The sequence below is a fragment of the Streptomyces sp. NPDC001668 genome, assembly GCF_042893155.1.
Lineage (GTDB): Bacteria > Actinomycetota > Actinomycetes > Streptomycetales > Streptomycetaceae > Streptomyces.
The window spans coordinates 46,926-72,330 of sequence record NZ_JBIAUQ010000007.1 but is presented as its reverse complement, the minus strand read 5'-3'; the positions used below and the strand labels follow the sequence as shown (position 1 = coordinate 72,330).

Annotated in this window: 21 protein-coding genes; 11 read left to right on the top strand and 10 right to left on the bottom strand. The window is 71.6% G+C overall.

Features of this window, described 5'->3' with window-relative positions:
• Position 1: 1 nt before the first annotated feature.
• Positions 2 to 1,255 carry an alginate lyase family protein gene (locus tag ACFYZ8_RS22305; protein ID WP_388536947.1) on the top strand — a complete coding sequence of 418 codons (1,254 nt, stop codon included), beginning with the start codon at positions 2 to 4 and terminating at the stop codon, positions 1,253 to 1,255.
• A 117-nt stretch (positions 1,256 to 1,372) separates the two neighbouring features.
• Complete coding sequence (locus ACFYZ8_RS22300) at positions 1,373 to 2,929, top strand: carboxylesterase/lipase family protein (RefSeq protein ID WP_388536945.1); 1,557 nt, start codon at positions 1,373 to 1,375, stop codon at positions 2,927 to 2,929.
• Positions 2,930 to 2,953: 24 nt separating this feature from the next.
• Here ACFYZ8_RS22300 and ACFYZ8_RS22295 read toward each other — a convergent pair whose 3' ends face one another.
• The 3 genes from ACFYZ8_RS22295 to ACFYZ8_RS22285 all read right to left on the bottom strand — a co-directional run bounded on the left by ACFYZ8_RS22295 (position 2,954) and on the right by ACFYZ8_RS22285 (position 7,345).
• Positions 2,954 to 4,009, bottom strand: a complete 1,056-nt coding sequence (locus tag ACFYZ8_RS22295) for a LacI family DNA-binding transcriptional regulator (protein ID WP_359028756.1) — start codon at positions 4,007 to 4,009, stop codon at positions 2,954 to 2,956.
• Positions 4,010 to 4,191: 182 nt separating this feature from the next.
• A complete protein-coding gene (gene mmuM, locus ACFYZ8_RS22290) occupies positions 4,192 to 5,133 on the bottom strand; it encodes a homocysteine S-methyltransferase (RefSeq protein WP_359028755.1) in 942 nt (313 codons plus the stop codon).
• Positions 5,134 to 5,245: 112 nt separating this feature from the next.
• Positions 5,246 to 7,345 (bottom strand): autotransporter, encoded by a 2,100-nt coding sequence (locus ACFYZ8_RS22285; RefSeq protein WP_388536942.1) that lies wholly within the window; start codon positions 7,343 to 7,345, stop codon positions 5,246 to 5,248.
• Positions 7,346 to 7,534: 189 nt separating this feature from the next.
• On the opposite strand from ACFYZ8_RS22285, the gene ACFYZ8_RS22280 reads away from it, so the two are divergent.
• Together ACFYZ8_RS22280 and ACFYZ8_RS22275 are read left to right on the top strand one after the other, a co-directional pair.
• Entirely contained in the window at positions 7,535 to 8,611 is a 1,077-nt protein-coding gene (locus ACFYZ8_RS22280; RefSeq protein WP_388536940.1) for a family 43 glycosylhydrolase, read from the top strand.
• A complete protein-coding gene (locus ACFYZ8_RS22275) occupies positions 8,608 to 10,020 on the top strand; it encodes an RICIN domain-containing protein (protein ID WP_388536938.1) in 1,413 nt (470 codons plus the stop codon). The genes ACFYZ8_RS22280 and ACFYZ8_RS22275 overlap by 4 nt, the downstream gene beginning before the upstream one ends.
• A gap of 2 nt (positions 10,021 to 10,022) precedes the next feature.
• Here ACFYZ8_RS22275 and ACFYZ8_RS22270 read toward each other — a convergent pair whose 3' ends face one another.
• Entirely contained in the window at positions 10,023 to 11,705 is a 1,683-nt protein-coding gene (locus ACFYZ8_RS22270) for a rhamnogalacturonan lyase B N-terminal domain-containing protein (RefSeq protein ID WP_388536936.1), read from the bottom strand.
• A gap of 193 nt (positions 11,706 to 11,898) precedes the next feature.
• On the opposite strand from ACFYZ8_RS22270, the gene ACFYZ8_RS22265 reads away from it, so the two are divergent.
• The 3 genes from ACFYZ8_RS22265 (at position 11,899) to ACFYZ8_RS22255 (ending at position 16,705) form a co-directional block, all read left to right on the top strand.
• The gene (locus ACFYZ8_RS22265) at positions 11,899 to 12,939 is read left to right on the top strand and encodes a rhamnogalacturonan acetylesterase (RefSeq protein ID WP_388536934.1); all 1,041 of its coding nucleotides are present in this window, start codon (positions 11,899 to 11,901) and stop codon (positions 12,937 to 12,939) included.
• 91 nt (positions 12,940 to 13,030) lie between these two features.
• Positions 13,031 to 14,722, top strand: coding sequence for a DUF2264 domain-containing protein (locus tag ACFYZ8_RS22260; protein WP_388536933.1), 1,692 nt, complete (start codon positions 13,031 to 13,033; stop codon positions 14,720 to 14,722).
• A 24-nt stretch (positions 14,723 to 14,746) separates the two neighbouring features.
• A complete protein-coding gene (locus tag ACFYZ8_RS22255; protein ID WP_388536931.1) occupies positions 14,747 to 16,705 on the top strand; it encodes a PE-PGRS family protein in 1,959 nt (652 codons plus the stop codon).
• Here the strand turns inward: ACFYZ8_RS22255 and ACFYZ8_RS22250 are convergent.
• Positions 16,695 to 18,125: a hypothetical protein gene (locus ACFYZ8_RS22250; RefSeq protein ID WP_388536929.1), complete on the bottom strand. Its 1,431-nt coding sequence runs from the start codon at positions 18,123 to 18,125 to the stop codon at positions 16,695 to 16,697. The two genes, ACFYZ8_RS22255 and ACFYZ8_RS22250, sit on opposite strands and share 11 nt — an antisense overlap.
• A gap of 96 nt (positions 18,126 to 18,221) precedes the next feature.
• On the opposite strand from ACFYZ8_RS22250, the gene ACFYZ8_RS22245 reads away from it, so the two are divergent.
• Complete coding sequence (locus tag ACFYZ8_RS22245; RefSeq protein WP_359028746.1) at positions 18,222 to 18,590, top strand: VOC family protein; 369 nt, start codon at positions 18,222 to 18,224, stop codon at positions 18,588 to 18,590.
• A 161-nt stretch (positions 18,591 to 18,751) separates the two neighbouring features.
• Positions 18,752 to 19,210, top strand: coding sequence for a hypothetical protein (locus tag ACFYZ8_RS22240; RefSeq protein WP_388536927.1), 459 nt, complete (start codon positions 18,752 to 18,754; stop codon positions 19,208 to 19,210).
• On the opposite strand, the gene ACFYZ8_RS22235 is transcribed toward ACFYZ8_RS22240, so the two are convergent.
• The 3 genes from ACFYZ8_RS22235 to ACFYZ8_RS22225 form a co-directional block, all read right to left on the bottom strand.
• Positions 19,205 to 19,996: an alpha/beta hydrolase gene (locus tag ACFYZ8_RS22235; protein WP_359028744.1), complete on the bottom strand. Its 792-nt coding sequence runs from the start codon at positions 19,994 to 19,996 to the stop codon at positions 19,205 to 19,207. The two genes, ACFYZ8_RS22240 and ACFYZ8_RS22235, sit on opposite strands and share 6 nt — an antisense overlap.
• A complete protein-coding gene (locus ACFYZ8_RS22230) occupies positions 19,989 to 20,576 on the bottom strand; it encodes a TetR/AcrR family transcriptional regulator (protein ID WP_388536925.1) in 588 nt (195 codons plus the stop codon). Before ACFYZ8_RS22230 ends, ACFYZ8_RS22235 begins: the two co-directional genes overlap by 8 nt.
• A 111-nt stretch (positions 20,577 to 20,687) precedes the next feature.
• Positions 20,688 to 21,653 (bottom strand): alpha/beta hydrolase, encoded by a 966-nt coding sequence (locus tag ACFYZ8_RS22225; protein WP_388536923.1) that lies wholly within the window; start codon positions 21,651 to 21,653, stop codon positions 20,688 to 20,690.
• Positions 21,654 to 21,829: 176 nt separating this feature from the next.
• On the opposite strand from ACFYZ8_RS22225, the gene ACFYZ8_RS22220 reads away from it, so the two are divergent.
• Positions 21,830 to 22,285: a MarR family winged helix-turn-helix transcriptional regulator gene (locus ACFYZ8_RS22220; RefSeq protein WP_388536921.1), complete on the top strand. Its 456-nt coding sequence runs from the start codon at positions 21,830 to 21,832 to the stop codon at positions 22,283 to 22,285.
• Between the two features lie 109 nt (positions 22,286 to 22,394).
• A complete protein-coding gene (locus ACFYZ8_RS22215) occupies positions 22,395 to 23,645 on the top strand; it encodes an MFS transporter (protein ID WP_388536920.1) in 1,251 nt (416 codons plus the stop codon).
• A 150-nt stretch (positions 23,646 to 23,795) separates the two neighbouring features.
• Here the strand turns inward: ACFYZ8_RS22215 and ACFYZ8_RS22210 are convergent, their stop codons facing one another.
• The gene (locus ACFYZ8_RS22210) at positions 23,796 to 24,596 is read right to left on the bottom strand and encodes an ABC-2 family transporter protein (protein ID WP_359028739.1); all 801 of its coding nucleotides are present in this window, start codon (positions 24,594 to 24,596) and stop codon (positions 23,796 to 23,798) included.
• A gap of 5 nt (positions 24,597 to 24,601) precedes the next feature.
• Entirely contained in the window at positions 24,602 to 25,405 is an 804-nt protein-coding gene (locus tag ACFYZ8_RS22205; RefSeq protein WP_388536918.1) for an ABC transporter permease, read from the bottom strand.

The following is a 25,405-nucleotide window of genomic DNA, read 5'->3' as shown; positions in this document are numbered from 1 at the left end:
CATGAGCCGCACATCCCCCCACGAGCACCTCCGTAAAGCCGAGTTGAGCCGCCGCGGTCTGCTCAGGACCGCCGGCGGTCTCGGTGCCGCGCTCGCCCTGGGAAGCGGCGCGTTCGCCGCCACCACGGCCGACGCGGCGCCGGCGACCTGGACCCACCCCGGCATGCTGCACAACGCCGGCGACATCAACCGGGCCAAGCTCAGGGTCGCGGCGGGCACCGACCCCTGGCTCTCCGGCTGGAACAAGCTGGTCGCCAACTCCCACTCCCAGTCCACCTGGACCAACCGGGCCACCGCCACGATCATCCGCGGCGGTACCGGCGAGAACTACTCCCTGCTCTTCAACGACATCGCCGCCGCCTACCAGAACGCCCTGCGCTGGCAGGTCGGCGGCACCGAGGCCAACGCCGCCTGCGCCGCGAAGATCCTCAACGCCTGGTCGAAGACGCTCACCTCGGTCACCGGCAACGCCGACCGGTTCCTCGCGGCCGGTATCTACGGCTGGCAGTTCGCCAACGCCTGCGAACTCATGCGCGGCTACAGCGGCTTCGACCTCGCCGCCGCCCAGGAGATGCTGGCCAGGGTCTTCTACCCGCTCAACAACAGCTTCCTGACCAACCACAACGACGCCTGCATCACCAACTACTGGGCCAACTGGGACCTGTGCAACACGGCCTCGATCCTCGCCATCGGCATCCTCAACGAGGACAGCGCCAAGTACGACCAGGCCGTCACCTACTTCAAGTCCGGCGCGGGCAACGGCTCCCTGGCCCACGCGGTGCCGTACCTGTACACCGACTCCGCCGGGTACGCGCTGGGCCAGTGGCAGGAGTCGGGGCGCGACCAGGGGCACACCGTCATGGGCATGGGCCAGATGGGCGCGATCTGCGAGATGGCCTGGAACCAGGGCGACGACCTCTACTCGTACGACGGCCGCCGCTTCATGAAGGCCGCCCAGTACGTCGCCAAGTACAACATCGGCCAGGACGTCCCCTTCACCACCTACACCTGGGGCACCGGGCAGAGCTGCGCCACCTCGTCCCAGACCGTGATCTCCTCCGCCTCCCGCGGCCAGGTCCGCCCGGTCTGGGCGATGCTCCACTTCCACTACAACCGGCGCCTGGGCCTCGACGACACGTACATCTCGCAGATGTACTACGACCTCGTCGCCCCCGAGGGCGGAGGCGGTGACTACGGCACCACCAGCGGCGGCTTCGACCAGCTGGGCTTCGGCACCCTGATGTACGCCAAGTAGCCGCCGGATCGCGCGCTGCACCGGAATACCGCGCCGAGATGTGGTGCTCTGTTGTTCACGGTGCAGTAGCGCGGTGAGGAGGCTGGTGGACGTATGACAGCAGTCCAGGCAGATCCCATGACCAGCACGCCGTACGGGGCCGTGCGCGGCCGGTACGAGGACGGCGTCGCGGTGTTCCGGGGCATCCCCTACGCGGCCCCGCCCTTCGGCCCCCACCGCTTCCGGCCACCCGTGCCGCCCGAGCCCTGGGACGGAGTACGGGACGCGGTCGAGTTCGGCCCGACGGCGCCGAAACCGCCGTACTCCGAGGCCTTCGCGCAGTACCTGTCCGACCCGTTCGTGCCCGGCGACGAGTGCCTCAACCTCAACGTGTGGACGCCGGAGCCAGGACCGGGGGCCCGCCTCCCGGTCCTGGTGTGGCTCCACGGCGGCGCCCTGACCAGGGGATCCTCCGCGGTGCCCGTGTACGACGGGCACGCCTTCGCCCGGGACGGCGTGGTGTTCGTCTCGGTCAACTACCGGCTCGGCGTCGAGGGCTACGGCCTCTTCCCGGACGCCCCCGCCAACCCCGGCCTGCGAGACCAGCTCGCCGCCCTGCGGTGGGTGCACGAGGCGATCGAGGCCTTCGGCGGCGACCCCGGCCGCATCACCGTGGCCGGGCAGTCGGCCGGCGCGATCAGCATCGGCGCCCTGCTGGCCGCCCCGCAGGCCCAGGGCCTGTTCCGGCGGGCGGTGCTCCAGAGCGGGCCGCCCGAGGCGGCCGACCGGGACAAGGTACGGCGGATGGTGCGCCGTATGGCCACCCGGCTGAAGATCCCCGCCACCGCCGCGGCCTTCGCCGAGGCCGACCGCGGACTGCTGCTGCGCACCCAGGCCGAGGTGGGCCGCCTGAGCAGCCCGGTTCTCGGCGGCCCGGCCTTCGGGATCGTCGTCGACGGCGACCTCGTGCCCCGCGACCCGCTGGAGGCGCTGGTCGAGGGGCAAGCGGCCCGCGGGGTGGAGCTCATGCTGGGCTGGACCAGCGACGAGTACCGTCTCTGGCTGGTCCCCGGCGGCCTCCTGGAGCGCGTGGACCGGCTCGGCCCGGTCGCCCTCGCCGGCGCCATGGCCCGCTGCCACTGCGGCTCCGAGGTCGTGCGCGGCTACCGCGCCCTGCACCCGGACGCCGGCACGGCCGAGATCGTCGGCCAGATGGTCACCGACCACCTGCTGCGCATCCCCCTGCACCGCCTCGCCGAGGCCCGGCCGGGCTCGTCGTACGTCTACGAGTTCGCCTGGCCCTCGCACCGCCCGGACCTCGGCGCCTGCCACGCCCTCGAACTGGGCTTCGTCTTCGACACCGGCGACGCCCCCGAGTCAGCCAAGCTCGCCGGCGAGGGCGCCCCGCACGAGCTCGCCGACGCCATGCACGGGGCGTGGGTGCGCTTCGCCGCCGACGGCGACCCCGGCTGGCGGTCCTGGGACGCCGGCCACCCCGTGCAGATCTTCGGCAAGGGCGACCCGTACGTCGAGTCCGGCCCCCGGGACCGCGATTTCGCGGTGTGGACGGCGGATCCGACGACCCCCGAGACGGCCCCCGTGTCGGAACCGGTCGAGGGCTGGTCCGGGCGGACCGCGGAGCTCCGCTCGGCGGTACGGCGACTGCGGCGCACCGGGCTGGCCCGGCGGCACTGAGCCCGGCCCCTGGGGCAGGCCGTCTCAGGTGCCGGTCGCCGTGACCGAGTCCCGGACCACCACGTGGGTCCCCAGCAGGAGGTGCTCGGCCGGGTCCTCCGCCGTACGGCCGAGCGCGGTGCGTACGGCGAGGCGGCCCAGTTCCTCGTAGGGGACGTGGACGGTGGTGAGCGCCGGGTGGAGGTCGCGGGCGAAGGGGATGTCGTCGTAGCCGGCCAGGGAGACGTCGCCGGGGACGTCGAGGCCGGACTCGTGGAGGGCGGTCAGGGCACCCGCCGCGACCATGTCCGTGGCCGCGACCACGGCCGTGAAGTCCAGCCCCTCCTTCAGGGCCCGGCGCATCAGCCGATGGCCGGAGTCGCGGGTGAAGTCGCCGTTCAGGACCAGCGCCGGATCGACGTCCAGGCCACGGGCGCGGTGCGCGGCGAGGTAGCCGCGCTCACGGCCCTGCGCGGTGGTGTGGTCCGCCTTGCCACCGAGGAACAGGACCCGCCGGTGGCCCTGGGACAGGACGTGGGCGACCAGCGCGTAGGCCCCGCCCTCGTTGTCGTACTCGATGACCGTGACGGGCGCCCCGGGGCCGAGCGGCGGCCGTCCGCACAGCACCAGCCGGGAGCCCGCCGAGGCCAGCGAGTCGGCCATGCGCCGGGTCCGCTCGCGGTACTCGACGGTGTCGGCGGCGCCGCCCACCAGGATCACGGCGGCGGCACGCTGGGCCCGCATCATCTCCACGAACTCCAGTTCGTGCTCGACGTCGCCCTCCGTGCTGCACACCAGGCACAGATGGCCCAGCCGGGTCGCCTCGCGCTCCACACCGTGCGCCATCAGGGCGAACGACGGGCCCGTGATGTCCTCCAGGACGAACGCGAGCGTGGGCGTGCCGACCCCCGCGATCGCCTTCGCGCGCGCGTCGGCGACGTAGTCCATCTCGCGCACGGCCCGCATCACGCGCGTGCGGGTCGCGGCGCTCACCGGATACACCCCGCCGAGCACCCGCGACACGGTCGACGCCGACACCCCGGCCCGCGCCGCCACATCGCGGATCGTGCTCCGACTCGCGTCCTCGCTCTTCCTGGTCATCCTTGTCCCTCCCCCTCGTGAACAGCGGCAACACGATGGAAACCGGTTCCCGAGCGGAGGCTAGCAGGGGGAAGAGGAGAGGTTAAGGCTTTTCGGGGGCGCGGGGAACTGCGCGAGCAACCACGACGAAGCTCAAGCCGCAGGACCACAGAAGCCCCACGGCGAGAAGGCGCACGGCCCCGCTAGCGCAGCGTCCCCGCGATCCCGGAGATCGCCTCGGGGCCCACCCGGCAGCACCCTCCGATCAGCCGCGCCCCGCCGGCCTGCCAGCCGCGCACCCGCTCCGGGGCGAAGGACGACTCGCCCTCCCACGCGCGCGTGCCGGCGTTCCAGCTCTCCCCGCTGTTGGGGTAGACGACGACCGGCTTGCCGGTGACCCGCGCGGCGGTCTCGACCGCGCCGTTCACGTCCTCGGGGACACAGCAGTTGACGCCGACCGCGACGACCTCGTCCGCGTCGGCGGCGAGCGCGAACGCCTCCTCCAGGGGCTGGCCGGCACGGGTTCGGTCGCCGGCGACGGAGTAGGAGAGCCAGGCGGGTACACCGAGGCCCCGTACGGCGCGCAGCAGCGCCTGCGCCTCGTCGCTGTCGGGGATCGTCTCCAGGGCCAGGACGTCGGGGCCGGCCGCCGCCAGCACCTCGAGCCGGGGCCGGTGGAAGGCCTCCAGCTCGGCGACGCTCAGGCCGTACCGGCCCCGGTACTCCGAACCGTCCGCGAGCATCGCGCCGTACGGCCCGACCGAGGCCGCCACGTACAGCGGCCGCCGGATTCCCTTCGCCGCGGCCTGCCGTGTCGCCTCCCGCGCCAGCCCGACGCTCAGGGCGAGCAGTTCGGCGGCCCGTCCGCGCTCGATCCCGCGCTTGGCGAACCCTTCGAACGTGGCCTGGTAGCTGGACGTGATCGCCACGTCCGCGCCCGCCTCGTAGTACGCGAGATGCGCCTCGGTGATCGCCTCGGGCCGCTCCGCGAGCAGCCGCGCCGACCACAGTTCGTCACTCAGGTCGTGTCCGGCGGACTCCAGCTGGTTGGACATGCCGCCGTCGAGCACGACGGGCCCGGCGGCGAGAGCCTCGGCGAAGGGGCGGGAGGGGGCGTCGGGGACTTCGGGGGTGTCGCTGGTCATGCCCCGACGCTAACCGAAGGGGGCGGAAGAAGGCCGGGCCCGTCCGGTCCGCGAACACCGGGACCAGCATGTGGGACCACGCCCTCGCGCATGACCGGCCTGGACATCGCCCTCACCCGGAGTGCGCCGCGTGGCGACCGCTCCTTGGGCGCCCGCTCCGCCTCCGCATGGTCGCCGGGACCACCAGGCCGCCCAGCAGCCCCAGCGCCAGTACGTACGGCCACCAGCCCAGCCCCTCGGCCGCCGCCTCACCCGTGGTGTGGGGCGCGGCGGCCTCCGCCTTCGGCGTCGAAGCGGAACGGACACCCGGGGACGCGCTGGCCGAGACGGCGGTCAGCACGACGTCGTTGCCGTCCCCGCCCCGGTAGGTGATCCGGTACGTCCCGTCGGCCAGCCTGAGACGCGTGCCCTCCTTCAAGCCCTCGAAGGTGCCCGCGGTCTTCGAACTGCCCTTGTTGTCCAGCACCGTGACAGTGCGGGGAGAGCCGGTGCCCGCCGCCGCGAGATCGAGGGCGCCGGACAGCCGTACCGGGCCGGACACCTTCAACGGGGCCTTCCCCAGGACCAGTTCGCCCTTCGCGCTCTGCGTGTAGCCGCCCTCGACGGTGAGGCCCGTCACGACCACGCCGTCGTTGGTGACCGCGCCCTTCACCGTGCCCTTGCCGGACAGCGAGGAGACCACCCGCAGGCCCCCCGCGCCGGCGTCCAGCCGTGCGGCCGTCGTAGTGAGCCGAATCCCCTTGCTGTGGGCGAGAGTTGCGCCGCCCCGCAGAGCGAGCGTGCCCTTCTCGACCGTCGTCGTCCCCGTGTACGTCACCGCCCCGCCGGTCAGCGTCGTCGTCGCCCTGCCCGCCTGGGTGAGGGAGCCGCTGCCGCCGATCCGGGGCAGGGTCAGGGACTTGGCCGTGTTGGCGAGGATCAGCGAGCCGTCGTTCACGACCTTGTAGTGGCCGCCCCCGGTGTAGAGCCCGCCGTCGCCGCCGGACCTCCCGCTGCCCAGGCGGAGCACGGCGCCCCTCTCGACGGTGGTGGAGCCGTCGTAGTACTGGACGGCGGCGAAGGTGACGTCGTTGCCCTTGGTCCCCTTGATGACGATGTCGCCCGCGCCGGGCGCGGACAGGGTGTCGTGGAAGCGGCCGCCGCCGATCGGGGCGCCCAGGGTCACCGGCCCGTCGTAGTCGAAGGTCAGCGTCGAACGGGAGCGCGCCGCGAGGAGGTTGATGTAGACCGTCTTCGCCGTGCCCGGCATGAAGATCCTGTGGGTCGTCCCGTCGCCCCACTGGACGTTCGCGCCCTTGATGTTGGTGCCGCGCTTGTTGACGTTCCTGGGGGCGGGCGTCCAGTTGAGGGCGGGGTCGCTGAGCGAGGGGTCGGTGTCGCCGCCCTGGTCCGACCAGCTGTACTGGCCGGTGAGGATCACCTTGCCGCCCGGCCGGGACTGGACGTTGATGTCGCTGCCGTACTCGCGCTGGTAGAAGTCCATGCGCTGGGTGACCGTGCGGCCCAGCGGGGTGTCCACGGTCCAGGTGCCCTGGTTGAGCACCTTGCGGGCGCCCGGCAGCGAGGTCGCGTACTCGGGCCGGCCGGCGTTGGCCTGGGTGCCGTTGTCGATGACCCCGGAGAACGGGCCGGAGGTCAGGTCCCAGGTGCCCCAGAGGAAGCGGGGCTGGGTGATCAGCCCTGAGCCGCTGATGGTGCCCAGGTTGTAGGCGCTCTTCAGGGACAGCCGCAGGGTGCCGTCGACCCGGATGTTGTCCTGGTTCAGCCGGAACGCCGGGGTGCCGTACGGGAAGTGGCCGATCAGGCCGGTCGTGCCGCCGTCGCCGTACTGGAGGGTCGCCCCGCGCTCGACCGTGATCGCGGGCGGGTCCGGGCGGGTCGTGGTGACGTACGGATGGTTGCCGCCCAGCGTCCGCACGGACTGCCGTTGCCGGGAGGCGGGCAGGGTGAAGTCGCTGTCCTTCGTGAGGATCAGCGTCCCGCTCCCGCGCACGGTGAGCGTGCCCCGGCCGCGGAACACGCCGTGGTACGTGGTCGTCCCCGCGGGCACGTCGACGACCGTGTCGCCGGTCAGGGTGACCTCCCGGTCCGCCAGGACATCGGCGGTGACGTCCCGGGGTCCGGCGGCCAGTGCCGGGGGAGCGGTGACCATGAGGGCGGCCGCCGTCAGGGCGCCGGCGACCGCTGCTGTTCTGTGGAAATGGCTGCGCACATGACCGGAGACGGACGAGGCGGGGGCCGATAACAGAAAACCGAAAGCAGAAAGCGCCTTCTTTTGGTCTCGTCCGACCCGTTGACCTCCTGGTTCCCCAGCCGTACCTTTCGGCTGTTCGCAATAACAACAGATGTTCTCAATACCGAACATCGCTCTCAGGACACCCCCACCCGAGAGGCAGTCCGCATGAGCCGCGCCCCCGACGTCCCCCACCGACGACTGCTGCTGAAAGGCGCCCTGGCCGCGGGCGCCCTGGCCGCGACCCCCACGGCCGCCCAGGCCGCCCCGCGCCCGAAGAAGGCCCCGCCCTACGTGAACCCGCTCGTCCGCCAACGCGCCGACCCGCACATCCACCGTCACTCCGACGGCTACTACTACTTCACGGCCACCGTCCCCGAGTACGACCGCATCATCCTGCGCCGCTCCCGCACTCTGGCCGGCCTCGGGAGCGCCGACGAGTCCGTGATCTGGACCAAGCACCCGACCGGTGTCATGGGCGCCCACATCTGGGCGCCGGAGATCCACCGCATCGGCGGCAAGTGGTACATCTACTTCGCCTCCGCGCCCGCCGAGAGCGTGTGGGACATCCGCATCTGGGTCCTGGAGAACGCCAACCCCAACCCCTTCAAGGGCACTTGGGTGGAGAAGGGCCAGATCAGGACCGCCTGGGAGACCTTCTCCCTGGACGCCACCACCTTCACCCACCGGGGCTCCCGCTACCTCGCCTGGGCCCAGCACGAACCCGGCCTGGACAACAACACCGGCCTCTTCCTGTCGAGGATGGCGAACCCGTGGACCCTGACGGGCCCTCAGATCAGGCTCTCCACGCCGGAGTACGACTGGGAGTGCGTCGGCTACAAGGTGAACGAGGGCCCCTCGGTCATCGCCCGCAACGGCCGCCTGTTCATGTCCTACTCGGCCAGCGCCACCGACTGGCACTACTGCATGGGCCTGCTCACGGCCGACGCGGACGCCGACCTCATGAACCCGGCGAGCTGGTCCAAGTCGCCGGCCCCCGTCTTCACCAGCAGCGACACCACCAGGCAGTACGGCCCCGGCCACAACTGCTTCACCGTCGCCGAGGACGGCCGCAGCGACGTCCTCGTCTACCACGCCCGCCAGTACAAGGAGATCGTCGGCGACCCGCTGAACGACCCCAACCGCCACACGCGCGTGCAGAAGCTCGGCTGGCACGCGGACGGCACCCCGGACTTCGGCACACCGGTGGCGGACACCGCCACGGACACGGAGGTTGCGTCATGAGACGTGCTTACGCAGTACTGCTCGCCCTGTGTCTGGCCCTGGCCGGCGCCCTGGTGACGGCCGGACCGGCCCAGGCGGCCCCCCTGACGATCCCCAACGGCGTCCAGTTCACCGACACTGCGGGCAACGCCGTGCACGCCCACGGCGGCGGGGTCATCAAGGTCGGGTCCTACTACTACTGGTTCGGCGAGGACCGCAACGCCGACAACACCTTCCGGTACGTGGACGCCTACCGCTCCACCGACCTGAAGAACTGGGAGTTCAGGAACCACGTCCTGACCCAGTCCAGCGCCGCCGAGCTGGGGACCGCCTACATCGAGCGGCCCAAGGTCGTCTACAACGCGACCACCGGCAAGTTCGTGATGTGGATGCACAAGGAGAACGGCACCGACTACAGCGAGGCCCGCGCCGCCGTCGCCGTGTCGTCCACCGTCGACGGCGCCTACACCTACCAGGGCAGCTTCCGCCCGCTCGGCGACAACATGTCCCGGGACATCACGACGTTCGTCGACACCGACGGCACCGGCTACATGGTCTCGGCGGCCAACGAGAACTACGACCTGCACATCTACAAGCTCACCGCCGACTACACCGGCATCGCGAGCCTCGTCGCCAACCCGTGGGTGGGCGGCCACCGTGAGGCCCCGGCGCTGTTCAAGCGGGGCAGTGTGTACTTCATGCTGACCTCGGGCGCGACCGGCTGGAGCGCCAACCAGCAGCAGTACGCGACGGCGACCTCTCTGGCGGGTCCCTGGACGTCCATGACGAACGTCGGCGACTCCACGGCCTACAACTCGCAGACCGCGTACGTCCTTCCCGTACAGGGGACTTCGGGCACCTCGTACCTGTACATGGGCGACCGATGGGGCAACTCCTTCGGCGGCACCGTCAACGACTCGCGGTACGTGTGGCTGCCGTTGACCTTCCCGACCTCCACCACGATGTCCATGTCCTGGTACCCGCAGATCACGATCGACGCGGCGGCCGGGACGATCAGCGGCACCAGCGCCACCTACAACACCCTGGTCTCCCGCAACAGCGGCAAGTGCGCGGACGTGGCCGGCCAGTCGCTGTGGCAGGGCGTCGCGATAAGCCAGTACACCTGCAACGGCGGCGCCAACCAGAAGTGGTGGTTCAAGGACCTCGGCACCGGCTACTACCAGCTGGTCGGCCGCGGCAGCTCGCTGTGCCTCCAGGAGAACGCCTCCACGGTGACCCAGGAGAACTGCTCCTCGAGTGCCACCACCCAGCAGTGGTCGGTGGTCACGTCGGGCTCGTACGTGAACATCAAGGCCCGGGCCACCGGTGAGTGCCTGGACGTGAACGGCGCGTCCACCGCCAACTCCGCCGCGATCATCACGTACACGTGCAACGGAGCGGCCAACCAGCAGTGGACACGCGGTTCATGACGTCAGGTCAGTAGATCGATGGCGTCGATCGCCGTACCGGCGCTGAGATAGTCGGTCGACCCCGAACCGCTCACCACGTTGATCTTCAGCACGTTGTACTGACCGGTGTCCGTGAGCCAGGCACTGGCCGGGACGCTGTAGGTGAACGTGTAGTTGTTGCCCCGGTAGGACCCGTTGGTCAGGGACCGGGTGCTCGGCTGCGTGGGCGGGGAGGGGATCGCCGACGTCCAGGTGTCGTTGACGACGACCTGCGGCCGCCCGTTGGCGTAGGCCGTCGTCACCCCGATCCGCAGGGTGTGCGCGGCGGCGGCCTGGGCCGCGGTCAGCTTGAAGTACACCAGCAGACCGCTGTTGACGTCCTTCCAGAGGTAGCAGGGGAAACCGGAGGTCTCGGAGCCGCTGCCGATCACCACGTTGCCGGTCCAGGAGGAGGCACGCACGTCGGAGGGGTGGGCGTACGTCATCAAATCGGCGTTCTTGAAGCCGCTCGGGGTGCCCGTCCAGTCGTTGATCCGCCAGATCGCGCTCGCGTTGCTCGGGTCGTTCGAGGACGGGATCGCGATCGAGTTCAGGGTGGTCGTGCCGCCCGCGGTCACCGTCACCGAGGTGGTGTACACGGCGAGTTCGCTCTTGAAGACGGTGAGGGTGTACGTCCCCGGAAGGACCCCGCCGATCGAGAAGTAACCGTCCGAGGAGCGGGCCGAACCCCAGTACTGGGCCGCCGAGTTGGCGAGCCCGACGGTGTACGGGTACGCCGTGTTCCGCCCGGTGATGCCGACGCCCGCGACCTTGCCGCGGCCGCCCGCGGCGACGTAACCGGAGATGCCGAGCGAGTCCGCCCAGGAGGTGGTGAGGGTGCCCGGGTACAGCGAGGAGGAGGGCGCGCCGCCGTCCGTGAGGGCGATGACGTACGGGCCCTGGAGGCCGAAGCGCTCGTTCTCCGTCTGGTTCTGGGCGTAGTGCAGGATCTCGTAGAGGCCGCCGCCGTCCGCGCTCTGGTGGCGCAGCAGGGAGCGGTAGAAGGGGCCGCCGGAGGCCTTCTCGTGGTTGGAGCGGACGATCCACAGGCCGACGCCGTTCGCGCTCCAGCCGATGTAGTCGTAGTCCATGACCCGCCGCTTCGAGTAGTGCTTGGAGCGGGTCTGGCCGTCGGACTTCGCGAAGACGTCCGAGGCCTCGATGGTGGTGGGCGCGTAAGTGTAGGAATCGGGCTCGTCGTTGAGGAACAGGCCGGCCTTCACACGCAGGATGAAGCGGGTGGAGGCGACCGAGGTGTCGGCCCGGTTGGTCCACAGGTAGACGTTGTTCTCGCCGCTGCGGGCCGCGTAGTAGTGGCGGAGTGTGCCGTACGCGACCGAGATCAGGATGGTCGAGCCCGACTGCTTGATGGTGACGGTGGAGGTGCCGAGGCCGGACTCGATGTGCGAGTTCTTGCCGCCGTAGCCCTGGTACTCGGTGCCCTTGTAGACCAGCGAGGTCAGGTCGCCGTTGGTCTTGCTGACCTTGAAGACGAGGCTGGCGCCGGTGTCGACGACGTAGTTCGACCCGTCGTCGGAGTAGCCGAAGCTCGCGGCGGACGCGCTCTGCGCGAGCGGTCCGGCGAGCGCGGCGGTCCCTGCGGCGGCGGCGGTGCCGAGGACGAAGGTGCGGCGTCCGACCGCTCTGTGCACGGTGGATTCGGACATGGGGGTGCCTCCTTCGAGAGGTGTGGGGGTGGTGCGGGTGAGTGTGAGGGTGACAGTTGAATCGATTTCGCGAAAGGGCTTTCACGCGCTGGAGGTTGGCAGTCTTGTGAAATCTGTTCAGGGGCTAGAAAGCGCTTGCCGATGGGGGTACGGTCCAGCCGCCAGGCCTTGTCGTTTGTCTGAGGAGCCTCGAATGAGACGTTTCAACCTCGCCGTGCTCGCGGCGGTCACGCTGAGCGCGGGCCTGACCGCCGTACCGGCGCAGGCGCACTCCGGCCGCCCCCTCGGCATCGAGAACTGCACCACCGCCGGCTGCCACTTCGACGTCCCGCCGGGCACGTACGACGTGAAGGTCCTCCTCGGCGGCGACACCGCGTCGAGCACGGCGATCACCGGCGAGACCCGGCGAGCGCTGCTGCCCGAGACGGCGGCCGCGGCCGGCGAACGGGTCGCCCGCAGCTTCACCGTGAACGTCCGCACCCCGGAGGGCGAGCCGACCGGCCCCGACGGCACGCCGGGCCTGGACCTGGGCCTGGGCGGCTCGGCCCCCGCGCTCGCCGACATCAAGGTCACCCCCGCCCGGCACGCCCGCCAGATCTTCCTGGTCGGCGACTCCACCGTCTGCGACCAGCCCGCCGACCCCTACTCCGGCTGGGGCCAGCAACTGCCCCAGTACCTCCGCAAGGGCGTGTCCGTGGCCAACTACGCCGACTCCGGCGAGAGCACGGTGACCTATCTGTCCGAGCCGCGCCTGTGGGCCACGGTCCAGCCGCTGATCCGCCCCGGCGACCTCGTCCTCGTCCAGCTCGCCCACAACGACAAGACGACCGACGAGGCGACGTACCGGGCGAATCTGGAGACTCTGGTCGCGGGTGTGAGGGAGAAAGGCGGGAACCCTGTCCTCGTGACGCCCATCGTGCGACGCTGGTTCAACTCGGACGGCACGCTGAACAACGGGACGGCCCTGCTGGTCAACGGCCTCGGGGTGGACCATCCCGCGGTGATCCGCTCGGTGGCCGCGGCCGAGGACGTCCCGCTGATCGACCTGACGGCGAAGACGAAGACGCTGGTGGAGTCCTTGGGAGTGGAGGGCTCGAAGGCGATCTACCTCTACAACGAGAAAAGGGACAACACCCACACCTCCGTGCACGGAGCCACCGTGTACGCGGGCCTGGTCCGCGACGAACTGCTCGCACAGGGACTGGTGCCCAAAGGGGCTGTGAGGGTGGGATAGACGCCTGGGGCGTCCCGACCGGAACCGGGGCGCCCCAGGTCTGTGCCGCGAACCGGCGAGCCGAGCCTGCCATGTGAAAAAGAGAGAACCGATGCACCTGCCCCCCGAGGACCGCACCCTCAGCCCGCTGACCGGCTACACGCGCGCCCACTGGGAGGCCGCCGCCGACGCGCTGCTCGCCGCCGTGGAGCCGTACGCCACGGAGGACCGCGCCCTCTACCACCTCCCCGGCGACCGCCAGAGCTGGTCCGGCCGGCTCTCCGACGGCCTTGAGGGATACGCCCGTACGCTCCTGCTGGCGGCCTTCCGCCAGGACGCGACCGCGCTGGAGCGGTACGCCGACGGACTCGCCGCCGGAGTCTCGGGAGCCTGGCCCCGGATCGAGGACCGCAGCCAGCCGCTGGTGGAGGCGGCGTCGATCGCGTTCGCGCTGCGGATCACGAAGCCGCTGCTCTGGGACCGCCTCGACCACGCCGTACGGCAGCGCGCCGCGGCCTGGCTCGCCGACGCCCTCGACGCCGAGGCCTGGCCCTGCAACTGGGAGCTGTTCCCGGTCACCGTCGCCGGCTTCCTGTCATCGGTCGGCCATCGGCCGGAGGCCTCCCGCAAGGCGATCGACCGCGGCCTGGAACGCATCGAGCAGTGGTACGTCGGTGAAGGCTGGTACACCGACGGCGACGGCCGCAAGTTCGACTACTACAACGGCTGGGCCATGCACCTCTACCCGGTGCTGCACGCCTGGCTGGCCGAGGACGACCGGTTGCTGGACCTGTACGGCGGCCGCCTCTCCCGCCATCTCGAGGACTACGCCCGCCTGTTCGGCGCCGACGGCGCCCCGATGCACCAGGGCCGCTCACTGACGTACCGCTTCGCGACGACGGCCCCCCTGTGGCTGGGCGCCCTGACGGGCCACACACCCCTGCCGCCCGGCGAGACCCGCCGCCTGGCCTCCGGCGCCCTCAAGTACTTCCTTGACCGGGGCGCGGTGGACGCACAGGGTCTCCTCACCCTCGGCTGGCACGGCCCGGACTCCGCGGTCCTGCAAGGCTATTCGGGCCCCGCCTCGCCGTACTGGGCGAGCAAGGGCTTCCTCGGCCTGCTCCTGCCGGCCGACCACGAGGTGTGGACGGCGGTGGAGGAGCCGGGCCCGGCGGAGCGCTCCGACGCGGTCACCTCGATCACCGCCCCCAACTGGCTTCTGCAGTCCACGCGTTCCGACGGCCTGGTCCGCCTCCACAACCACGGCAGCGAGGACGTCCGCTACGACCCGTACTACACCCGCCTCGCGTACTCGACGGTGACGGAGCCCTCGTCGTCGTACGACAACAGCCTGATCGTGGGCGGCGATCCGAGCCGCACGGAGATCGAGCCGTTGGGGGTGGGGTCGGGATGGGCGGCCTCGCGGCACACGGCGGCCGGAGGCGCGGTGGTGACGAGTGCCGTGCTCGTACGCGGAGCTGTGGAGGTACGGGCCTTCCTGGTGGCCGGGGCCGAGCCCGGGACGCCGGTGCGGGTGACGGGGTGGGCCGCGCGGGACGGCGTCCGGGCCGAACTGCTGCCCGCCGTGGGCCTCGACGACGAGCTGAACGGGGTGACGGGAGCCGGTGCCACCCTGTTCGTCGCGCTGGCCCGGCTCACCGGTGAGGCGGACGCCGTGCCGTTGCGGGAGGCGGTGACCGTACGGGCCGTGGGGGACGGGGAGTTGACGGTGGTGTGGAGCGGGGGCCCCGAGGTGCGGGTCCGGCTGGAGGGCTCCGGGGTGGACGTCACGGCCGGGGACTGAGCCGTCTCGGGCAGTATGAGGATCATGGGTGGAAGAGACGAACTGGTTGAACTGTTGGGCCGGGCAGGGCTTGAGGTCGTGGGGGACGGACGCGTCGAGGAGGTGCTGCCGCCGCCGTTCGCGTGGCGGCATGTCATCGGGTGGGAGACCGAGCCGACCGTCGCGGTGGCGGACGACCGGCCGGACCTGATCGCCGAACTCAACGCCCAGTGGCACCGGCTGGCGACCGAGGCGGAGATCCTCGGTGGCGACGGGGTGTTCCTCATCCACACCTCCGGCCACGGGAGTTGGGCGCGGGTCCGGCTCACCGACGGCTGGGATCTCGCCGGGGTGCTGGGCCCGCGGCCGGGACAGCCGGAGTTCCTCACGCTGTCCCTGGACGGGGACGCCATGGTGGGCGCCACGACCGAGGAGTACGCGGTATGGCTCGTCGCCGTCGACCGGCTCGGGGCGCGGCGGGAGGCGGCGGCGCTGGCAGCCGCCGGGGAGAGCCCGCAGGACCGGGCCGACGCCTGGGAGTCGCTGTTCCGGGGACCGCAAGCCCGCGGGAAGCTGCTCGACGCGTGGGCGAGCGGGCTCTCGCTGAACCCGGCGGCCCCGAAGGAGCTGCGGAACCAGCTGTGGGAGAGGTCCCGCTACGGGATGTACAGCGCCATGCCGACGGAGGCGGTGGACGCGGCCCTGGCCCATCCGGACTGGAGACTGCGGTCCCTGGCGGCCGAGGTGCAGCCCAACATCACGCCCGAGCAGTGGTCCCGCGTGATCCTCGCGGAGCGGGACGAGCGACAGCGCTGGATCCTCACCATGCTCGCCGCCGACCGCCGGGCCGAACTCCCCGAGAACACCTGCCGGACGCTCGCGGCCGACCCGTCAGCCCGCGTGCGTGCCGAGACCGCCCGTCTCCAGGGCCTGTCCGCCCCCCTGCCGGCCGCCCTGGCCGCCGACCCCGACAGCGGTGTCCGGTACGCGGCCTGCGGGCCGGCCTGGCCGCACCTCGACGCCCCGGCACGGCGCCGGCTGCTCGACGACCCCGAGGGCAAGGTGCGGGCGCGAGCGCTGCTGCTGCACCACCGGGACCACCCGATGCCCCGCTCGGTGTACGAGGCGCAGGACTTCGGGGCCCGCGCGCTGGAGACCTGTCGGCTGGAGCGCGGCCTGGCCGAACACCTGGCGCGGAACGGGGAACCGGAGGAGCGCAGTTCCCTCGCCGGGAACCCCCGTCTGGACCCCGATCTGGTGGCCCTCCTCGGTGAGGACTCCGACGCCGGTGTCCGCTTCGTGGTGTCCGTCCGTGCCGACCTCACCGAGGAGCAACGCCGGGGCATCCGCTACGACTTCGACCCGAAGGGCCGTCACTACCCGCTCGACTGGGTCGTCGCACTCCACGACGACGACGAGGCCATGCGCCGACTGGCGGCCTCCTCCCACCCGCTCGTCCGCAGAAGCGTCGCCCGCGCCCGGCACCTCCCGCCCGACGTCGTCGGGCTCCTCTCCCGGGACGAGGACCGCGTCGTCCAGCTCTTCCTCGCCGAGTCCTGCGACGACGCGCCCGCGGACATGCTCCTGCGGGTGTGGCAGTGGTGGGACGGCAGCCTCACCACCCCCGACCGGCCGCGCGGCCACCCGAACTTCCCCCGCCGGGACCTCGTGCGGTACGCCGACGACCCGAACCCGCGGATGCGCAGGCTCGCCCTCGACGACCCCGAGTCCACGCCCGAACTGGTGGAACGGCTCAGCCGGGACAGGAGCACGGAGGTCCGCCATCGGGCCGCCACCGACCCACGGCTGTCACCGGCCGCCGCGGCACGGCTGCTGGAGGACCCGCACGAGCACATCCGCAGCGCGGCCGCCCAGCACCCGCACCTGCCGGCCGCACTCCTGACGCAGCTGCTGCGTGCCCACGGCACCGCGGAGACCGCCGCCCGCAACCCGGCCCTGCCCGCCGGTGTCATGCGGCGCATGGTCGAGAGGATCACGGCTTGAGCCGGGCGATCCGCAGGCTCGTCGCCGTCGGGGACGCACCCGTCAGCGGTGTCGCGTACGACGGCGTCACCGGGACGTAGGCCCAGGTCAGCGTCCCGTCCTTCTGGACCGCGATGTCACCGGTGATCCGCGCCGACACCACCGTGTCCGCTCCCTGGGGGGTGCCGTTCCAGTCGATGAGGCGGAAGTGGGTGCCCGTGAAGGTGCCGGTGCAGGTGCCGCTCGCGCACTTGGGGCTCTTCAGGGACTCCCAGGACACCAGGAGGCGGTCCTTGCCGTACGGCGCCACGTGCACGTCGACATGCTCGGTGCCCGGCGCGTTCGTGAGGTAGACGGCCTTGCCGGGACCGGAGTTGCGGTTCTTCAGGAAGGCCACCGCCACCTGGTGGGTGCTGGTCCTCGGCTTGACCGTCCAGCCGCGCCCGCTCGTGTCGTCCGGGTTCTTCTTCGCGGAGGCGGCACCACGTGAGGCGAAGGCGGTCGCGTAACGGCCCGTGGAGGACTTCACCAGGGCACCGGTGCGGCCGGCGAACGTGCCGCCGCAGTAACCCGCCCAGCACTGCTCGCGCTGCACCACCGGAGCCACGTCAGGGGCGCCGATGCCCGTCGACACGAACAGGCCCGAACGCCAGTCGTCGAAGCACAGGGAGGTGAAGTCGCCGGTCGTCTCGGCGTGCAGGGCGATGCCCTCGTCGTGGCTGCACCCCCAGCCCCAACCGCCGCCCAGTTTCGCGCCCTTGGGCCCGACGTACGACAGTTTGTCGCCGAAGTGGCCGTCCGCGAAGCCGCCCGCGCCGTGCACGACGAAGTAGGCGCCGTACTTCTTGCCGTTCCAGGTGAGTTGGCCGTCGAGGGTCGGGGAGGTGTCGTGGGAGGCGGTGCCGGTGAGCTTGGTGGTCCAGGTCTTCTTGGCACCCGTGTAGCGGACGATCGCGGCCGCCGTCTCCTTCCACTTGTTGGTGTCGGCGACCCGGGTGAGCAGCGCGAAGCCGTCGTTGTGCGCGACCAGCCCGCCGACCTCCTTCGCCCCCTTGACGACGGTGTCCGCGCCCGAGCGCTTCCCGGCGGACGTGAGCGGGGTGACATGGACGCCGTCCGAGGCGGGCCAGGCCACGCGCAGGGTGCCGTTGGGGGCCACCGCGGTCGCCGTCCGGGTCCACTCGCGGGTGTTGTTGTAACCGGCCGACAGATAGGGGAACTTGGCGGCCAGGGGCACGGCCGTGGTGGTGGGGGTGAGCGTGGGAGGGGTGGCCGCGCCGGCGGTGGCGTACCAGGCACCGGCCAGCGCCGCGGCCGCGGCGAGACCGGCGATGACGGGCCTGCGGGCCGCGCGGACCCGGCGGTGGGCGGGGCGAGAGGTGTCACGAACCGCGTCGCTCGGGTTGTCGCCGTCGCGCGGTGTGCGTCTTGCGGAAGTCATGCCCCCTGGTCGCCGCGGGGGCCGCGAAGGTTGCCGGGGGTGGGCAGGTGGCTCTCGGCCTTGCCGCGGTCGGCCGGGGTGCCTGAGAATCCCGCCATGACCTCCGCCATCCGCCACGTGACGATCGACAGCGCCGACGCCTACGCGCTCGCCGGCTTCTGGTCCCAGGTCCTCGGCCTGCCGCTGAACGAGGAGGACCGGCCGGGCGACGAGGAGGCACAGATCGAGGGCGCGGGCCTGCTCTTCGTCACCGTCCCGGAGGCCAAGAGCGGCAAGAACCGCCTGCACTTCGACCTCCAGCCCCAGGACCGCACCCGCGACGAGGAGGTCGCCCGCCTCCTCACCCTGGGCGCCGCCCTCCTCGACGACCAGCGCACGGGCGACGGCATGGGCTGGGTGGTCCTGGCCGACCCGGAGGGCAACGAGTTCTGCGTGGAACGGAGTGCGGCGGAACGGGAGGAGTGAGCGCCGGGCTCGCCGCTCCGGCGGGGGGCTCCACCCGGCCGGCCCCGCCCGTGGCCCTGGCGGCCGCCATGGGTACCCCCGGACCGCGATCAGATCCCCCCGCACCACCCCCACGCCACACTTCGGCCACCGCCGAAGCAACCCGCCCCTAGCGTGCGACCATGACCGAACACCCGCAGGAGACGCCCGCGCAGGCCGTGACCGGCATGGTCGATCACGTGCTTGCCCTGGCCGCGACCTGGACCGCCTGGGACGGCGAGGCGGCCCACGTCGACGACCGTGTCTACACCCCGCACAAGGCGATCCGCCGCGTCGCCGATCATCTGATCGACCACCTCGCCGAGTTGGAGGCGCGGCTCGCGGACGAGGCCCCGCAGCCCGACCGCTGGCACGCGTCCGCCACGACCACCGCGGCCGACCTCGCCCCCTTCACCCAGGAAGACCTGGACGAGGCCCGCAGCCGTCTCACCCGGCTCGCCCGTATCTGGGCCGACCGCCTCGGCGCCCTCACCGAGCACGAGCTCGACCACTCGCCCGGCGAGGGCTGGACCTTCCGTGAACTCGCCCTGCATCTCGGGGAATCCGTGTACTACGCCGACGCGCTGGGCGACCTGTCATGACCGCGGGCCGGTCCCGAGGAACGTCCGCGTGAGCAGGTCGGCGTAGTCCACCGAGTGCTGGAGGATGCCGAGATGACCGCCGGGAAACTCGACGAGGTCCGCCTGCCGCTCCTTCGCGAGGAACTCGGCGGTGCGGTACAGGAGATGACCGCGCGAGTCGCTGCCCGCGGCGACGGTGAGGCGGGCCCGCGCGGGGCCCGCCTCGGGGACGTACGACGTGAAGGGCCCGATGACGTGCGCGAGGGAGAGCGCCATCGGGTTCACCAACTCCTCCTCACGGCTGAGGGATTGGCCCTCCGGAACCTCTCCCGCCTCCCGTTCCTCCAGTACGGCGGTCATCAGGGCGCCCGCCGCCGCGAGCCCCTTGGTCCGGTAGACCTCGCAGACCTCCCGGAACGCCGCCTGCTGGCGTGCCCCGTCCGGCAACACCCCCACGCACGGCGGCTCGTGCGCGACGACGTGCCGCAGCCGCTCCGCGTGCCGGGCGAGCAGATCGAGGGCGGCGACGGCCCCGGCACTGGTGCCGAAGACGTACGCCGACTCGCCCTCGGGAAGCGTCGCGTCCAGCACGCGCCGCGCCCCGTCGCTCCAGTCCTGGACCCGCTGGTCCTCGACGGGGTCCCCGAGGCGGCCGTGGGCGAGGCCGAGAGGGTCGTACGTGACGACGGTGAAGTGCTCGGCGAGTGCCTCCGTCACCGGGCCGAGGCCCATCGGGTGCCCGGCGCCGCCCGGGATCAGCAGCAGTAAGGGGCCGTGGCCCGTGATGTCGTAGTGCAGGTCAGTCATCGGTGTTCTCCTCGTGGGGCCAGTGCTCGAGTGCCACGTGCAGGGCGTCGACCGCCTTGTCCCAGGACTCCTGTACGTCGCGGGGGGCGCCGAAGCCGCCCGCCGACTCCAGGGCGCAGTAGCCGTGGAAGGTGGCGCGCAACAGCCGTACGGCGTCGGTGAGATCGGGCTCGTCGAGGCCATAGGCACGGAGCATGCCGTAGGTGATCTCGGCGGTGCGCCGGAGCGCGGGGGTGCGGGCGATCAGCGACTGGTCGATCCGGATCTGCGTTGCCGCGTACCGTCCAGGCCGCTCCAGCGCGTACGCCCGGTACGCGCTTGCGAAGGCGGCCAGCGCGTCCTTCCCGGCCCGTCCCGCCACCGCGACGGCGATCCGGTCGATCATCTCGGCGCCGGCCAGCAGGGCCACCCGGGTGCGCAGGTCCTGAACGTTCCTGATGTGCGAGTACAGGCTCGCGTCCTTCACGCCGAAGCGCTTGGCCAGGGCGGCCAGGGTGACGTTCTCGAAGCCGATCTCGTCGGCGAGGTCGGCTGCGGCCTCGGTGAGGCGGTCGGCGGTGAGGCCTGCTCGCGGAACCATGTGCACTCCATAACCTAGGACCCATAGGAAATATACATGGAGGCACAGGAAACGGCCCCGGATTTTCTGGAATCCGGGGCCTCGAACCGTTGAACCGGCGAAGCGCTGAGGTCAGCTGCTCGCGAGAGCCGTGCGGAGGGTGCTGATCGCCTGGGCGATGGCGGCCTCGGCGGCGTGGGTCTCGCGCAGGGCGTCGAGCATCACGAAGTCGTGGATGATGCCCTGGTGGCGGATCGCGGTGACCGGGACGCCGGCCTCGCGCAGCCTGTTCGCGTACGCCTCGCCCTCGTCGCGCAGGACGTCCGCCTCGGCGGTGATCACCAGCGCCGGGGGCAGGCCCGTGAGCTGCTCGGTCGTGGCGCGCAGCGGGGACGCGGTGATCTCGGCACGCTGCTTCTCGTCGGTCGTGTACTGGTCCCAGAACCACTGCATGGCGTCGCGGCGCAGGAAGTACCCCTCGGCGAACTGCTGGTACGAGCCGGTGTCGAAGCTCGCGTCGGTGACCGGGTAGAACAGGATCTGCTGGACGAGCGGGACGTCGCCGCGCTCCTTGGCCATCAGGGTCAGTGCGGCGGTCATGTTGCCGCCGACGGAGTCCCCGGCGACTGCGATACGGGTCGCGTCCAGGCCCTTGGCCGCGCCCTCCTCGACGACCCACTTCGCCACCGCGTAGTTCTGCTCGATCGCGACCGGGTAACGGGCCTCGGGGGAGAGGTCGTACTCCGGGAAGACGACGGCCGCACCGGCTCCGACGGCCAGTTCGCGGACCAGCCGGTCGTGGGTGTGGGCGTTGCCGAAGACCCAGCCGGCGCCGTGGAGGTAGATCACCACGGGGAGGGGGCCGGTGGCGCCCGCGGGCTTCACGATCCGCGCCCTGACGCTGCCGGTGGGACCGCCCTGGACGGTCACCCACTCCTCGTCGACGGCGGGCTTTTCGATCTCGCCCGACTGCACCTCGTCCACCGCCTTGCGGCCCTCGGCGGGGCCCAGGTCGAAGAGGTACGGCGGGTTCGCGGTGGCCTCGGCGAAGGACTGGGCTGCGGGCTCCAGTACGGGGCGGACGGTGCTGTCGGTCATGACGATCTCCTCGGATCGGTGCCGCGGGGCGCGATCGGTCTGCGGGTTCAGCCTGGGGTGGCGACCTGCCGTGAACAGTAGCGCGCTATTAAGTCGTGCACAACTCATTAGGGCTCGATAGAATCGGGAGGACCTGAACGCGTAGGGTGGAGATCCCCACCGAAGGGAGCCGTCCCGTGAGTACCACCGCAGCCGGCCAGGCCGAGCAGTCCCTGCTCCTGGACGACCAGGTGTGCTTCGCCCTCTACGCGGCGTCGCGAGCGGTCACCGCCCGCTACCGTCCGCTCCTCGACGAGCTCGGGCTCACCTACCCCCAGTACCTGGTGATGCTGGTGCTCTGGGAGCAGGACTCGGTCTCCGTGCGTGAGCTCGGAACGGCCCTGCAGCTGGAGTCCAGCACACTGTCACCGCTGCTCAAGCGCCTGGAGGCGGCCGGGCTGCTGCGCCGTGAGCGCCGTCCGGACGATGAGCGGTCGGTGGCGATCCGGCTCACGGAGGAGGGTGCGGCGCTGCGGCGGAAGGCCCGGGCGGTCCCGCCCGCGATGGGGGACGCGATGGGACTGACGCCCGATCAGGACGCCGTGGTGAAGCAGTTGCTCCGGTTGATCACGAGCAACGTGACGGCCGGCTGAGGGATCCGGCGTCCCGGGCGCTCCGGGGGTATGCGTGGGGGCAGGCGCGGAAATTCGCTTGGGAGCCGTCGCCGCCGGTCCTAGGGTTGCGGGGGCACCGGGGAGGGGCATGGCGTACGAAGCTCAGCGAAGTGACGAGACCGACAAGTCCCTTTCGGCACAGCCTCGTTCACTTCCCCTCTGGCGGCAACGCGACTTCGCCGTCTTCTGGGCCGCCCAGACCCTCTCCGTCCTCGGTGACTCCTTCGCCCTGATCGCCCTGCCCCTGCTGGTCCTCGAGTCGACCGGCTCCCTCGCCCGGATGGGGCTGCTGACTGCGGTCGGCGGTGCCGCCTCGGTCGTGGCCGCCGTGTTCGCGGGTGTGGTGGTGGACCGGGTCGACCGGCGCCGGCTGCTCATCGGCTGCGACCTGGTGCGCATGGTGCTGTACGGGGTGATCCCGCTGGTGTGGCTGTTCGGGCCGCGGGTGTGGCTGCTGTACGCGGTGCTCCCGGTCTGCGAGGCGGTGGGCATGCTGTTCGCCGTCGGGTACGTCACCGTCGTACGCGGTCTCGTCGGCACCGGTCAACTCACCGAGGCCAACGGCCGGTTGAACGCGACGGCTGCGGCGGCCGGGGTGCTGGGACCTGTGTGCGCGGGAGTGGTGGCGGCCTGGACCGGCCCCGCCACGGCGGTCGGCGTGGACGCGGCGAGCTTCGGGGTGTCGGCCCTGTGCACGCTCTTCGTACGCTTCCGTCCCCGTCCCGCCGAGGCACCCGAACGCACCGGCCTGTGGCGGGACCTGCGCACCGGCGTGACGTTCCTGCGCGGACACCCCGTGCTGCGCTCGCTCACCGTGCTGCTGTTCGTGTTCAGCTTCCTCACCCTCGGCCTGAACGACCTGGTCATCTACCACCTCAAGCACGACCTCGGCCACGACGACGGCACGGTCGGCACCGTCATGGCCGTCGGCGCGCTCGGCGCCATCACCGGGGCGCTGCTGGTGGCCCGGGTACGCCGACGGCTCGGTTTCGGCGCGGTCTGGACCGGCTCGGTCGCGCTGTGCGGGCTCGCCTTCGCGGGGATCGGCTGGGCCCGCGACGTACCGGCCGTCGCGGCGCTGTGCGCGGTCTTCCTGGCTTGCGGCGGCATGGCGGGCACCTGCTCGATGTCCCTGCGCCAGGAGGTGACCCCCGAGCCCCTCCTCGGCCGCGTCACCTCCGCCTTCTGGACCCTCCACTACTCAGCGGCCCCGATCGGCGCGGCCGTCCTGACCTGGGCGGCGGACCGTCAGGGCACGGCACCGGTGGGCCTGATGGCGGGCGCCGCCTGCGTACTCGTCGCGGCCGCCGCCCTGTTCACCCCGATCCGCCGCGCCTGAGCCCGCCCGGTCACCCTGTCGCACCCGCTGCGCGAGAAGGGTCCGCCGCGCCCTCTCCACACGGGCGGCGTCGGCCCGCGCCCGCTCCGCGGCGGTCCCCGGTGAACCAGACGCCCAGCAGCGTCGGCGCCACCGGGCCCCGGCCGGAGATCACCCGTTGACCCCCGCATAGTGCCGAAGACTCCACCGCCACAGCACCCGCGACCCCAGATAGGCCACCACCCCCAGCAGCGGTGACGCCGCTGCCAGCCAGTAGGGGGCGCCCGTGTCGTGGCCGTGGCCGGTCAGGACCGCTGCGGGGAAGTAGGCGACGAAGGCGAGGGGGAGGCCGTAGGTCAGGAGGCCGCCCACCGCCTTCGGGAGGACGTTCAGGGGGTAGCTGCCGAAGGTGCCGAGGAGTTCCTCCAGCCAGCGGCTCCAGTAGTCCGCGGCCGGGAAGCGCAGGGCCGCGCAGGTGACCGCGGTGAAGAGGGCCGCCTCCAGGAGCATGCCGCCGATGATCGCCGCGATCAGGTAGGAGACGCGGCCCGGTGTCCAGTCCAGGTGGCTGCGGCTCAGCGCGCCCACCATCAGGCCGACGGCCACCGTGAGGTCGCCGATCGCGTTCGTGGGGAAGAACGCCAGCTGGAGCTGGCGGTACACCGGCATCGGGCGGGTCAGGTAGATGTCGATCCTGCCCTCCTGGATCTGACGGCCGGCCCCGTGGACACGGCCCAGCAGGAGGACGAACAACCCGTGCGCGAGCATCCGCGTCGCCGGGATCAGCAGGACCTCCGAGCTGTCCCAGCCCCCCATGCCGGTGAACCGGGTCAGCAGTACGGTGGCGAACACGATCACCGACACCTGCCAGATCGCGCCGATCGCGATCATCAGCAGGAACTCGGTGCGGTACTCCAGCTGCGCACGGAAGTTGAGACGCGTGACGCGCCACGCGATCCGCATGCCGTTCACAGGCCTCAGCCTCCTTGGGAGATGACGCGGCGGGCCGCCCGCCGCCACAGGAAACGGGTGAACACGAAGAGCGCCACGACCCAGAACGCCTGGATCGCCAGCTGCTCCCAGGCGTCCGACAGCGGGATGCGGCCGATGTACAGGGACAGCGGCACGCTCAACGTGGCCTGGAACGGCAGGAACTGGCTCAGGGTGATGAACCAGTCCGGGAAGAACCACAGCGGCGCGTACACCCCCGACAGCAGGTTCTGCGCGAAGAGCAGGATCAGCATCGCCGCCGTGTTGCGGACCGTCCAGAAACACAGCTGGTCCAGCATCAGCAGCACGAAGTACAGGACGCACTGGCCGAGCAGCAGGCTCAGCGCGAACACCCCCGCCACCGCGGCCGACCTGGGCGGATCCACCACCCCGGCCGCCAGGCAGACCAGGTAGCCGCCGAGCGCCCACGTGAAGCCGTACAGCTGCTCGCCGAGCGCGCGCAGGGCGTGGTAGCGCTGCGGCGGCAGCGGACGCAGGTACCAGTAGACGATCGTGCCGAAGTGCATGTGCTGCAGCACAGTGTCCCGGCCCGCGTACTGGTCCAACTCCCGCAGGCGGGAAGCCAGTACGGCGAGGACGGCGTAGGTCACCGCCTGGCCCTCGGTGAGGCCCGCGGTGGTGCCGGTGTGGGAGTACAGGCCGTGCCACAGGGACGCCACCAGGACCACCTGGACGACGAGCCTGACCAGGACGGCCGTCATCCGCGGCGGCGCGTGCAGTTCGCCGAGCGGGGTGACGCGGGCGGCGCGCCAGGCGTGCAGGACGGCCAT

Coding starts and splice junctions, on each gene's coding strand:
- ACFYZ8_RS22305 (WP_388536947.1), top strand. CDS start 2: ATGAGCCGCACATCCCCCCACGAGCACCTCCGTAAAGCCGAGTTGAGC.
- ACFYZ8_RS22300 (WP_388536945.1), top strand. CDS start 1,373: ATGACCAGCACGCCGTACGGGGCCGTGCGCGGCCGGTACGAGGACGGC.
- ACFYZ8_RS22295 (WP_359028756.1), bottom strand. CDS start 4,009: ATGACCAGGAAGAGCGAGGACGCGAGTCGGAGCACGATCCGCGATGTG.
- mmuM (WP_359028755.1), bottom strand. CDS start 5,133: ATGACCAGCGACACCCCCGAAGTCCCCGACGCCCCCTCCCGCCCCTTC.
- ACFYZ8_RS22280 (WP_388536940.1), top strand. CDS start 7,535: ATGAGCCGCGCCCCCGACGTCCCCCACCGACGACTGCTGCTGAAAGGC.
- ACFYZ8_RS22275 (WP_388536938.1), top strand. CDS start 8,608: ATGAGACGTGCTTACGCAGTACTGCTCGCCCTGTGTCTGGCCCTGGCC.
- ACFYZ8_RS22270 (WP_388536936.1), bottom strand. CDS start 11,705: ATGTCCGAATCCACCGTGCACAGAGCGGTCGGACGCCGCACCTTCGTC.
- ACFYZ8_RS22265 (WP_388536934.1), top strand. CDS start 11,899: ATGAGACGTTTCAACCTCGCCGTGCTCGCGGCGGTCACGCTGAGCGCG.
- ACFYZ8_RS22260 (WP_388536933.1), top strand. CDS start 13,031: ATGCACCTGCCCCCCGAGGACCGCACCCTCAGCCCGCTGACCGGCTAC.
- ACFYZ8_RS22255 (WP_388536931.1), top strand. CDS start 14,747: ATGGGTGGAAGAGACGAACTGGTTGAACTGTTGGGCCGGGCAGGGCTT.
- ACFYZ8_RS22250 (WP_388536929.1), bottom strand. CDS start 18,125: ATGACTTCCGCAAGACGCACACCGCGCGACGGCGACAACCCGAGCGAC.
- ACFYZ8_RS22245 (WP_359028746.1), top strand. CDS start 18,222: ATGACCTCCGCCATCCGCCACGTGACGATCGACAGCGCCGACGCCTAC.
- ACFYZ8_RS22240 (WP_388536927.1), top strand. CDS start 18,752: ATGACCGAACACCCGCAGGAGACGCCCGCGCAGGCCGTGACCGGCATG.
- ACFYZ8_RS22235 (WP_359028744.1), bottom strand. CDS start 19,996: ATGACTGACCTGCACTACGACATCACGGGCCACGGCCCCTTACTGCTG.
- ACFYZ8_RS22230 (WP_388536925.1), bottom strand. CDS start 20,576: ATGGTTCCGCGAGCAGGCCTCACCGCCGACCGCCTCACCGAGGCCGCA.
- ACFYZ8_RS22225 (WP_388536923.1), bottom strand. CDS start 21,653: ATGACCGACAGCACCGTCCGCCCCGTACTGGAGCCCGCAGCCCAGTCC.
- ACFYZ8_RS22215 (WP_388536920.1), top strand. CDS start 22,395: ATGGCGTACGAAGCTCAGCGAAGTGACGAGACCGACAAGTCCCTTTCG.
- ACFYZ8_RS22205 (WP_388536918.1), bottom strand. CDS start 25,405: ATGGCCGTCCTGCACGCCTGGCGCGCCGCCCGCGTCACCCCGCTCGGC.